Annotated in this window: 9 protein-coding genes; all 9 read right to left on the reverse strand. The window is 52.3% G+C overall.

The genetic code is table 11. The annotated features are described in order from the left end of the window. Nucleotides 1-59: 59 nt before the first annotated feature. Nucleotides 60-1,202 (reverse strand): class Ia ribonucleoside-diphosphate reductase subunit beta, encoded by a 1,143-nt coding sequence (nrdB, locus tag HV229_RS25745; protein WP_058671986.1) that lies wholly within the window; start codon nt 1,200-1,202, stop codon nt 60-62. Between the two features lie 107 nt (nt 1,203-1,309). Next, nucleotides 1,310-3,625, reverse strand: coding sequence for a class 1a ribonucleoside-diphosphate reductase subunit alpha (gene nrdA / locus HV229_RS25750; protein ID WP_058671985.1), 2,316 nt, complete (start codon nt 3,623-3,625; stop codon nt 1,310-1,312). Nucleotides 3,626-3,702: 77 nt separating this feature from the next. Next, the gene (locus tag HV229_RS25755; protein WP_002214145.1) at nt 3,703-4,272 is read right to left on the reverse strand and encodes a hypothetical protein; all 570 of its coding nucleotides are present in this window, start codon (nt 4,270-4,272) and stop codon (nt 3,703-3,705) included. An 11-nt stretch (nt 4,273-4,283) separates the two neighbouring features. Next, a complete protein-coding gene (locus HV229_RS25760) occupies nt 4,284-5,030 on the reverse strand; it encodes a hypothetical protein (RefSeq protein WP_006812552.1) in 747 nt (248 codons plus the stop codon). After that, nucleotides 5,020-6,936: an AAA family ATPase gene (locus tag HV229_RS25765; protein ID WP_058671984.1), complete on the reverse strand. Its 1,917-nt coding sequence runs from the start codon at nt 6,934-6,936 to the stop codon at nt 5,020-5,022. Before HV229_RS25765 ends, HV229_RS25760 begins: the two co-directional genes overlap by 11 nt. Continuing rightward, nucleotides 6,933-7,211, reverse strand: coding sequence for a hypothetical protein (locus tag HV229_RS26420; protein WP_230202116.1), 279 nt, complete (start codon nt 7,209-7,211; stop codon nt 6,933-6,935). The genes HV229_RS25765 and HV229_RS26420 overlap by 4 nt, the downstream gene beginning before the upstream one ends. Then, nucleotides 7,166-8,251: a metallophosphoesterase gene (locus tag HV229_RS25770; RefSeq protein WP_058671983.1), complete on the reverse strand. Its 1,086-nt coding sequence runs from the start codon at nt 8,249-8,251 to the stop codon at nt 7,166-7,168. The genes HV229_RS26420 and HV229_RS25770 overlap by 46 nt, the downstream gene beginning before the upstream one ends. A gap of 175 nt (nt 8,252-8,426) precedes the next feature. Beyond that, entirely contained in the window at nt 8,427-8,921 is a 495-nt protein-coding gene (locus HV229_RS25775; protein ID WP_058671982.1) for a hypothetical protein, read from the reverse strand. Between the two features lie 75 nt (nt 8,922-8,996). After that, nucleotides 8,997-9,641 carry a hypothetical protein gene (locus HV229_RS25780; RefSeq protein WP_022649908.1) on the reverse strand — a complete coding sequence of 215 codons (645 nt, stop codon included), beginning with the start codon at nt 9,639-9,641 and terminating at the stop codon, nt 8,997-8,999. Nucleotides 9,642-10,385 lie beyond the last annotated feature (744 nt).

Consider the following 10,385-nt stretch of genomic DNA (forward strand, 5'->3'; position numbering starts at 1 on the left):
TCATTTGATACGTCAATTGTGACCCAGCAGCGCCAGGCCACAAAGTGGTTAAACTCGGCTTAAAGGTCTGCGAACTGGCTCAGGCCGGAGCGATCGACAGCGGAGTCAATCTGGCCAACGAGGTAGTTGCTTTGTTCAGCTTCCTGCGGAGCGATCTGCAGGGTGTCTGACAGCAGCCATTTGTTCATCCATACCAGTGGATCGTCTTTGATTTCCGGGAACAGCGGTCGCAGCCCAAGACGACGCATTGCCAGGTTGGTGCGGTATTTCACATAGCTTTTGAGGATGTCGGCATTCAAGCCAATCATTGCGCCGTCTTTAAACAGATAGTCAGCCCAGCGCATTTCCTGCCCGGCCACGTCCATCATGGTCTGATAGATGAAGCTCTCTTCTTCTGCGGCAATCATCTTCCACATCAGACCTTCACGACCGGTACGCATAAAGCGGATCATGCGTTCAGTACCTTCGCAATGCAGAGCCTCGTCGCGCGCGATGAAGCGCATGATCTTCGTGTTGCCCTCCAGCAGCTTCCGCTCACCAAAGGCGAACGTACATGCAAAGCTCACGTAGAAGCGAATCGCCTCCAGTGCATTCACTGACACCAGTGTGCGGAACAGCTGGCGCTGGAGAGGGTAGGGCTTGCCATCAAACTCGCTGACATACAGCCGTTCAAATTCGTCTTCGCCAAGATGCTGGCGAGCGCAGGTCATTTCGTACAGTCTGTCATATTCGCTTGAGATGCTTACAGCCCGGCTGATGATCTCTTCGTCCGTGACGATGCCGTCGAAAACGATGCTCGGGTCATCCACCATACCGCGGATAATGTGGGTATAGCTGCGGCTGTGAATCGTCTCAGAGAACGACCAGGTCTCAACCCATGTCTCCAGCTCAGGAATGGAGATCAGCGGCAGTAGTGTTGCGTTTGGACTGCGACCCTGAACGGAATCCAACAGCGTCTGGTAACGCAGGTTGCTCAGAAAAATATGGCGTTCGTGCTCTTGCAGCTTGGTATTGAAGTCGATGCGGTCAGTGGTAATGTCGACTTCTTCAGGGCGCCAGAAGAACGAGAGTTGTTTCTCAATCAGCTTTTCGAAGTCACGGTACTTTTGCTGATCGTAGCGTGCTACGTTGACAGACTGGCCGAGGAACATAGGTTCCTTCGTTGCGTCGTTAGCGCCCAAACGGAAAGTAGAATAAGTCATGTGTTTCCCTCTGAATGTTATCGAGTGGCTTTAAACAAATTGTTATCTTATTGGTTTAAATAAGGTGCTCAACTCAATGAAAAGGTGGGGATTTCTCCCCACGCTCATCAGATTTTGCACGCGCCATCGCACTCATCTTCTGGCTCAACAACCTCCGCAGCGGAAGGTTCTGACACCTGATCGTCGTCATCACGCTTACCTGCGCCATCACGCGTGTTGTGGTAATAAAGCGTCTTCACACCTTGCTGATACGCAAACAGCAGATCCTCCAGCAGCTTCATCATTGGAACCTTGTCGCCAGGGAAGCGAGTCGGGTCGTAGTTGGTGTTCGCAGAGATGGCCTGATCGAAGAACTTCTGAATGATGGCCACCTTAGTCAGATAGCCGCGGTTATCAGGCATATCCCACAGGTACTCGTACTGGTCTTTCAGTTGCGCGAAGTCCGGAACGACCATCTTCACGATGCCGTCTTTGGAAGACTTCACGGACACCGGGCCGCGGGGCGGCTCAATACCATTGGTGGAGTTGGTGATCTGGCTGGACGTCTCACACGGCATTTGAGCGGTCAGAGTGGAGTTACGCAGACCATGCTCACGGATACGGCCACGCAGTTCTTCCCACGGCATTTTCAGCTCGAAAGAGGTCTCCGGGTTGGTATCCAGCGTTTTGCGATAGTGGTCGACTGGCAGCTGGCCCTGTGCATATTTGGTGTGGGAGAACCAGTCACATGCACCTTTCGCTTCGGCCAGTCGGCAGCTCGCATCGAGCAGGTAGTACTGAATGGCTTCGAAGGTCTCATGTACCAACTGGTTGCCCGCAGCGTCAGAGTAGTTAAAGCCGTTCTTCGCCAGATAGTAGGCAAAGTTGGTCACGCCAATACCCAGACTACGACGAGCTTTAGCCGGGATTTCTGCAGCAGCCATCGGGTAGTCCTGATAGTCGAGCAGAGAGTCCAGTGCCGCCACAGCGTAAAACGCCACGTCTTTCAGTGAGTCCAGCGTGCGGATCGCGCCCAGGTTGAACGCAGACAGGGTGCAAAGCGCGATTTCCCCGTTCGGATCGTCAGTGAACGCCAGTGGCTTGGTCGGTAGCGTGATCTCCATGCAGAGATTGGACTGGTGTACCGGTGCAATTTCCGGAACGAATGCGCCGTGATCGTTCATGTGGTCGACGTTGGCAATGTAAACACGACCAGTGGAGGCACGCTCCTGCATCAGCGTAGAGAACAGGTCGACGGCCGGGATAGATTTCTTACGGATGCTCTCGTCGGCCTCGTACTTCAGGTACAGCTCTTCGAACTTGTCCTGATCAACAAAGAACGCGTCGTACAGTCCCGGCACATCGTGTGGGCTGAACAGCGTAATGTTTTCGTTGCGCACCAGGCGGCGATACATCAGACGGTTAATCATCACGCCATAGTCGAGATGACGAACGCGGTTCTCTTCAATGCCACGGTTGTTTTTCAGCACCAGCAGACTTTCAACTTCCAGATGCCAGATCGGATAGAACGCTGTAGCAGCGCCGCCGCGAACACCGCCCTGAGAGCAGGATTTCACCGCCGTCTGGAAGTGCTTTAGGAATGGAATAACACCTGTGTGGGTGGCCTCGCCATTGCGGATCTCACTTCCCAGCGCACGCAGACGCCCAAAGCCAATACCAATGCCCGCGCGACGTGACACGTAGTCAATGATTGCGGAAGACGCAGCGCTAATCCCTTTCAGACTATCAGCAGCTTCAATCAGCACGCAGCTGGAGAACTGGCGAGTAGGGGTGCGCACGCCGGCCATAATTGGCGTTGGCAGAGACAGCTTGAATGTACTGGTCACATCGTAGAAGCCTTTAACCATCTCCAGACGCGTCTTACCGGCGTAGCCATCTTCCCAATTCTGGAACAGGCACATGCCGACCAGCATGTAGAGTTGCTGTGGCCCTTCGTAGATAGCGCCAGTTACACGGTTTTGAACGAGATACTTGCTCGCCAGCTGCACGGTTGCGGCATAGCCGAAGTATTCGTCGCGCTTAGGCTTGATGTACACGCCCAGCTCGGCAATTTCTTCCTGAGAGTAGTACTTGAGAAGGTCTTCATCGTAAACGCCACGGCTGACGTTGCTGACGATGTGATTGTAGAAATTCGGGTAGTCATACTGCCCGAAGGCGTCCTTGCGGATCTTGAACAGGCTCAGTCGCGCGGCAACCTGCGAGTAGTTCGGGGTTTCCGGAGAGATCAGATCGGCAGCGGACTTCACCAGCGCTTCATGCAGCTGGCAGGTGGTCATTCCGTCGAAAATGCTGGCAGCGGCGCCCATAGCGACAGCAGACGCGCTAACGTTGCGAATGTTTTCGACTCCCCACATCACAACGCGGTTGTATTTTTCCTCTGACAACGGCTCTGTGGAACCGTTACGTTTTACGATGCTTATCATGTATCACCCAATAAAAAAGGCCACTAAATATAGTGGCCTCATGTTAATAGATAAGCACTTACCTATCAATTACCGACTTATAAAATTCCCGCAAGAACATCGCGAACCTGACGGAATTGATCAGTTTGCATACCTGTGTAAATCGACGCGACAGCGTCCGCAAGGTGCTCGTTTTTATTCACCAGCACTTCCTTACCAGATTGCTTCCGGCGCAACCACGGGGCGTTTGGCTGCTTCTGCGTAGCCCACTGAATGATCTCTTCCTTCGACGTGGTCAGCTTATTCCCAACATAGTGCTTAATCTCGTTTGGCGTGACCTGTATCAGTGGCTTATCCACGCACGCCAGTACGCCAATGCAGATGCCGTATGAGGTTTGTGCGCGACTGGACTGGCTACCAACCGGCAACTCGCAAAACACCATATGAGCCTGCTCGATTATGGGCTTGGCGGTACGCCAGATTTCGTTAGCGCGGCGCAGATCGTCGCTGTTTACGCGAACCGTCTTCTTGTTGCCACCAGCTTTGGTTTCCACCAATGTCAGGCCATGAATGTCCAGCTTATCCGTTTCCAGATCCAGCGTGCCAATCGCCAGGCCAAAGTTGCTCATTGAAGGGTCGACGCCGACCACACGAATGGTTTTACTCATTTTTGGTCTCCTTACCACGTAGCCCAGGTTGGGCATTCCATTAGTTTCTGTTCAAGTGTCTTCTCCGGCTCGCGAGTTGGCGGCTTCGGAATGTCGCTAACAACATGAATGCTATCGTTGGTTAGAACGCCTGCCGCAATATCTGCATCAATCATGCTCTGGCCGATGAAATGTCGCATGATGTCGATCAGATGGCGTGCAGCCGTTTCATTCGCGCTGAATACATGGGGGAGAAGAACTTCAATAACCGCTACTTCACATCCCTCCTCGTAAAAGCAAAGTTTCGCCCGCTTTGAGATTGGCGCGTGCCGATCATAGTCAACAGAGAAGCTGGCGAAGGCAGCACCCGGCATTGCAACGTGATCTGCGCGTGCGTTAGCGTGTCGAATCAGATTAGTGAATGCGGTGCTGATGTGCGTCTCCATCGCATTGAAGAGCGCATTTTCTTGGATGTTCAGCGTTCCGGTTTCAGGAATCACAACGAATCCCGGCCCAGAATGTGGGAGATATCCACCTTCCGTAAATGGATTAATAAGGATCGGCGCAGTGCTTCCTGACGGCAGCATAGACAAACTCGGCATCAACGGAGTCGATGACAACAGACTGGTTAATACCGAGAACTGGTCGTCATTGATGTTTTCGTTTTTCCACAAAAGTGCAGGCGCAGCTGCTTTTGCCGTATGGTGGTTTATCAGCTTTATAGACTGCATCACGGCAAACATCTGCAAAAACTGCGTTCGGCTCAAGTTAAACGACATAGCTGCGACCCTCTTTGACTTCGACTGTGATGGTTTCCCGGAACCACGATTTCATCTCTTTGTGGGAAATGATCATCACTGTGCCGCGTTCACGCGCTTTGGCTTCCAGAATCCCCATGAGACGCTCCAGACCGGCAGTGTCGAGCGCGTCGTCAATTTCATCCCCGATAAACAGCTCGATATTCTTACTGGCGCGACTGGCAACCAGATCCTGCAAAGCAAGAGAGCACGCAATGCGTACCTTACGCTTCTCGCCACCAGACAACGTCTGGAAGGATTTGCTGGAGCCTGTTTTGGTTACGCTGATATTGAATTTGTCGCGATACTCGCCTTTCTTTGTTGTCTCCATTGTCGACCATTCGGCAACGATATTGCCGTCCGACAGCGTGTTGAGATACTCCGCAGTCCTGATGTTCAGGAAAGGCGTAACAGAAGTCAGGATGTGTGAACGCACGCCAGCTGGGGAGTAAACCTGGCGAGCTTTCTCCAGCAACAGAGCCTGTTCCTGAATGCTTTTTAACTCTTTTTTAAGTACTGCATGATTAGATTTATTGGCAGCCAGGTTGTCTTCATGGCGCTTAATGACAGCCAGAAATGGGTTTACCTCTGCCATGATGCGATTCACGTCAGTACGCGCCCGCGCCACCATCGCTTCGACGGCCACAACTTCACGTTCTCGATGACGCAGCGCACTTAGCTCATTGGTCAGGCGTTCGATTCTGGCGATGATTTCTGAGACGTCGGGTGTGGCTGCGACCAGTGCAGACTCGATGCCGAGCGCTTTCTCAAGACGAGCTTTGTGTTGAGCCACTGCCGCTGCTGATGCCTGCGCCTGGCCGATCTCATTACGCGCTTGTTCAATGAAACTCTCCTTCACGGTGGACAAATCTTCTTCGCAGTAGGGCTTTCCGCACGTAACACAAGGCGCCCCGACCTTTGTGCTGACCTCTTCTGCTTTGGTTTTAAACGAACGAGCACGGTTCATGGACTCGTTCTGTGCCGCTTCTGAAGTGCGGATGCTTGAGCGGATCTCCGTAATCGCACCGCGCACCTTCAGCAGTTTGGCGTCATGCTCTTCTTTGGAGGCCAGCTTGCTGCGTTCGCCAGCAATCGCGTTTTCCGTATCCCGGATCTGTTCCGGCAGCGAGCGAATTTCCATCACGACTTCAGACAGTGTTACCTCCGCGCCAGCCAAATCGAATCGAGCCTTGTCCAGACGTTCGCCGCGATCGCGCTCCCAGCTATCAGAGGACGCTTTGGCCGCCTCAATCTCTGACTGTGCGGTCTCGATAAGCGTGAGACAGGCGTCCATTTTGGATTTGGTAACATCCATACGTGCGGCAGCTGCGTTGGCTCGCTCGCGAGCAATTGCATAGGCTCGCGTTAACCGGTCGACGCCAGCGGCTTCTTCAACGATGGTTTTGAGGTTCTTGTCGGACATACCCGGCAGATCTGGCATTGCTTCCTGACTGGCGTAGATGGACGCCATGAACACCTCTTTCGATGCACCAATCAGGCGTTCAACGAACTCCTGCGTCAGTGTGTCTTTGCCTTTGGTCATATCACCGTCTTCGCCACGGACGATCAGCCGGTTCTTGAACTCTTTGTGTTTGCGGTGGCGAATGATGGCGTAACGCTTTCCTTCATCCTCAACAGTCACCATCACGCGACAGTTTTTCTCGTGGCCTGTAGACAACACGTCGTCACCTTTAACGCCATGCGCAGTTTCGCCATACAGACACCACATCAGGCTGTTCATCAAAGTCGATTTGCCCGCGCCATTGCTGGCAGCAGAGGAGTCGCCACTGTTAACACCCTGAATGAGCACCAGACCGCGTTGGTCTAACTCAACTTCGGCGCTGGCTAACGCCATGAAGTTCTCAACCTGGAGCTTTAGAAATTTCATACAATGCCTCTAACTTTTTGATTCAAATGCTGGCCTTTTCGCAGTTGAAACTCCGTGTGGGCTGGGAAAGATCTGCGTTTCAGTACGCCTTGTTTGCTCAGTCTTCCCAGATAAAACGCCACAGGGTTTCCGTCAGGTGGGTAGGGCTTGTGGAACATCACCGTCTGGCCTCGTTCAAGTCTTTTCATCGTGGAGATGAAGTCCCGAAAGCTCCCAGAATGGCTCGTACTCACACTGCCTCCGCACTCTCCGCTTCGGTCAGGATCTCCTGACACAGCATGTCCAGCTTGCTCAGGTCGAAGCCGCCGTCAGTGTCGTGAACGATCTTGCAGTACGCCGCGACGGACTCGCCCAGGCTGTCTATTTTGCTGGTCTCCGCAGTACTGGCAGTGCCTTCCATCATCGATGCCTTGCGGATGAAGTTGCAGACGACACCCTTAGCGCCCATTGTTTTCAGGACGTTCTGGAGTTTGATGCCTTCTTCATCGCTCTCAACAACGGCACGAAAGCGCACGTAGTTACCGCGAATTTGGTCGTCTTCCACATCGTCCTCAAGGTTGACGAACTTGGGTGCGGAGGTTTCGTGGTGGGTGAATGTGCCGTCAGGGTTGACGATCATGAAGCCAGCCAGAGAGCCAACATCGCCCCAATTCTGGTGCGTCAGCGCCCCGATGCTAACCACTCCAGGCAGCACTTCTTTGTGGTTGTGGTAGTGTCCGGACAGCAACAAACGGAAGCCGATATCTTTCAGTTCCTGTGCGTCGATGCCGACATCAGGCATGGTGGGGATCGCTTTGTTGATCGAGGTATGCACAACGACATCGTGGTTGTCGCCATCCAGCCCGGAACGCAGTGTTTTGAGGTCGCTGATAAGCTCTGCGTGGTTATTGCGCCAGCTAATCAGGTGGACGGTAACGTCGCCCATTTTGATGGAGTGAGAGCGTTTGCCGCAGACGATTTCCACACCGATTGAGCGCAGAGAGGCCGCTGCATTGGCGCTGTATACGGAATCGTTGGTTTCGAGGTCGTGGTTGCCGGCCAGCATGACCACTTCGAGGCCCAACTCTTTGATGATCCACTCGTAAGTTTCGGTCACGAAATGCAGGACGGAAGGCGATATAGCACCACGAACATGGAAAGTATCACCAGCCACCAGCATGTGCTTGCAGCCCGCAGCTTTCATGGCTTTGGCAGCTTCTTTCGTGGCGTCCAGTTGGATCTCCAGTCGAGAGTTCAGCCCGTCAGCGTTTGTTGTCGCAAAAGCATCCCAACGATGATAATGGGGATCTGATATCACCCCGTATGGCAATGTCATGTGTCTTTTCCTTTGTGGTTATTTTGATACAGATGTTAAGCGTGTTTGAGAGGCGAACAACCCAGACAACACGGCACAGAAGAAAATCTACAGGCACATGATTATGACAAGATATATAAGTAAATACCTACTTATTTTTATGGTGGTGACAATATCTCAACCGTATGGGGGCTTATTACTTCGGATCGCGAAACAGCATCTGCGTGCCTTTGGGGGACGTGTCAAAAAGGAGAAAACCTCTGCGTTTTAGCATGTCGGCCATTTGCGAGGATTTGACATAGCACTTCGCCATCATCGGCTGGATCGGGTTTGAATCGATCATGTCGGACACCAGCATTGACCCATAGCCTTTCCCGCGTAGCTCTTTGACGATACTGACGGCACGGAGTTCAAGTCGTGGCGCACCGGTTGGATCGAGTGCGGCACAGAGCCAGATTAGCCCTGCTTTTTTGTCATCAGAACGGCGCAGCAGGATGTAGATATAATGCCCGGAGTATTGGCCCTGCTCGTTCGTCTTGATGGCTAGCCTGGTCTGCTTCTCAAAGGTTTTACCCCCCTTTGATGTGAGGATCTCTTCGTAGAAGTGACCCTTGCGTGCGCCGTCTTCGAACTCACCCATGATAAATGGCATGTCTGCCACAGTTGCTGCCCTTGAATAAAATTCACTCATGTATTAATCCCTAAAGCTCTCAGTGTCTTTCTAAGACACCATATTTTATGCCCCGGTAAAACCATGAGTTTACGTTTAAAACGTCTCAGGGGGCTTCTGACGCGCTACGCTGATGTCGATTACCCCAGCTTTTGGGCGAGGGTCGACAAGATTCAACTCTTCAGCGCTGTGATACTCCGTATCGAACTCCCGATCGACATGGCGAATGTAGATGGCCGTGAGAAGGCTGTCGTCGTTCAGGAAGTGTCCGTAGGATTTGCGGATCACTTCGCCAACCTTCTCGATCTTCTCCCCACCCATGCAAAGATGGTTAAACCGGCTATGTTTCCGCAGCATCTCATCCACCGGGCCGGAGTAGACCTTATCGACTCTCCCGAACCGGATGATATTTCCAGTATCAGCCTCAACCAGACAAACGAGCTTGCCAGGTTCGACCCGGTCTCGCCATGTTACACCAGAGCGCAGTGTGTTGAAGTAGGGAGCGTCTAATCCGATGATCGGTTTACGAAATGCCAGCAGTGGCACGTAACGTATGCAACTGTTCAGGTGGAAGTGCGCACCGGCGTCGTGGAGTTTGAGCCGGGTTTCGTTAATCGGGCACTTCGACGCAATGCCACACAGGTCGCAGAGCAACTTCTGTTTGTTCAGGCTAGTGTTCGATTCAATGGTGTAGGAGCCATCTTCAAGACGGCGAACCCAGCGCGTGCGTTTGAGATCCATAATTCTTATTCAAATAGTTTTGTCCGGGGCAACGATAACTGACAAGGCGCACCGATGTTTGCAAATGCCTGTTTTACTTATCCCCATTATTCACAGGACCGATCCAATAATTAGATCCCCAGAGAGATCCTACAGAAGATCAAAAGAGATCCCCGATCGTCTCCAGCCGTTGCGGTTACTGGCCTGAGAGGGGGTTACTATCCACTATGGGGAGGAAAGTAACCTCTGTAGAGAGCATATTAACCGCTATGAAGAGCAAAACAACCTCTCTGGAGAGTGGTCGGCATCCACTGTAGTGAGTAGGAGACATTGTCTTAACTGGATAACTCAGTGCCTGTGTTTCTACGTCAGGTAGCTGATATTCATAGAGATGTTGGAAGTTTTGCGTTCAGGCGTGTTTGTTTCGACCACACATTATCCCCAGAAGGGGAGTGATGGCTGGTTATGCAATTACCTGATTTTTATACACAGGCCCGATCCAGTAATTCAGATCCCAAAGAGAACCCAAGAGACCCACAAAGACCCAAAAAGATCCCCGGACCCCGCAAACCGTTGTGCCGCATGGTCTTAGAGGTGATCGATATCCACTATAGAGAGAAGATCAGCCACTATGAAGAGCAAACCAACCACTGTAGAGAGTAGAAAAACCACTATAGGCGGTAGGATAACCGCTGTGATGAGTGCTACTATCCACTGTAATCAGCAAAGGCCACCAAAGCGGTCGAATAAAAAGAGACACTTGGA

Origin of the sequence: Citrobacter sp. RHBSTW-00524 (assembly GCF_013747755.1) — a bacterium.
GTDB lineage: Bacteria > Pseudomonadota > Gammaproteobacteria > Enterobacterales > Enterobacteriaceae > Citrobacter > Citrobacter braakii.

Coding starts and splice junctions, on each gene's coding strand:
- HV229_RS25770 (WP_058671983.1), bottom strand. CDS start 8,251: ATGACATTGCCATACGGGGTGATATCAGATCCCCATTATCATCGTTGG.
- nrdA (WP_058671985.1), bottom strand. CDS start 3,625: ATGATAAGCATCGTAAAACGTAACGGTTCCACAGAGCCGTTGTCAGAG.
- HV229_RS25780 (WP_022649908.1), bottom strand. CDS start 9,641: ATGGATCTCAAACGCACGCGCTGGGTTCGCCGTCTTGAAGATGGCTCC.
- HV229_RS25755 (WP_002214145.1), bottom strand. CDS start 4,272: ATGAGTAAAACCATTCGTGTGGTCGGCGTCGACCCTTCAATGAGCAAC.
- HV229_RS25775 (WP_058671982.1), bottom strand. CDS start 8,921: ATGAGTGAATTTTATTCAAGGGCAGCAACTGTGGCAGACATGCCATTT.
- HV229_RS25760 (WP_006812552.1), bottom strand. CDS start 5,030: ATGTCGTTTAACTTGAGCCGAACGCAGTTTTTGCAGATGTTTGCCGTG.
- HV229_RS25765 (WP_058671984.1), bottom strand. CDS start 6,936: ATGAAATTTCTAAAGCTCCAGGTTGAGAACTTCATGGCGTTAGCCAGC.
- nrdB (WP_058671986.1), bottom strand. CDS start 1,202: ATGACTTATTCTACTTTCCGTTTGGGCGCTAACGACGCAACGAAGGAA.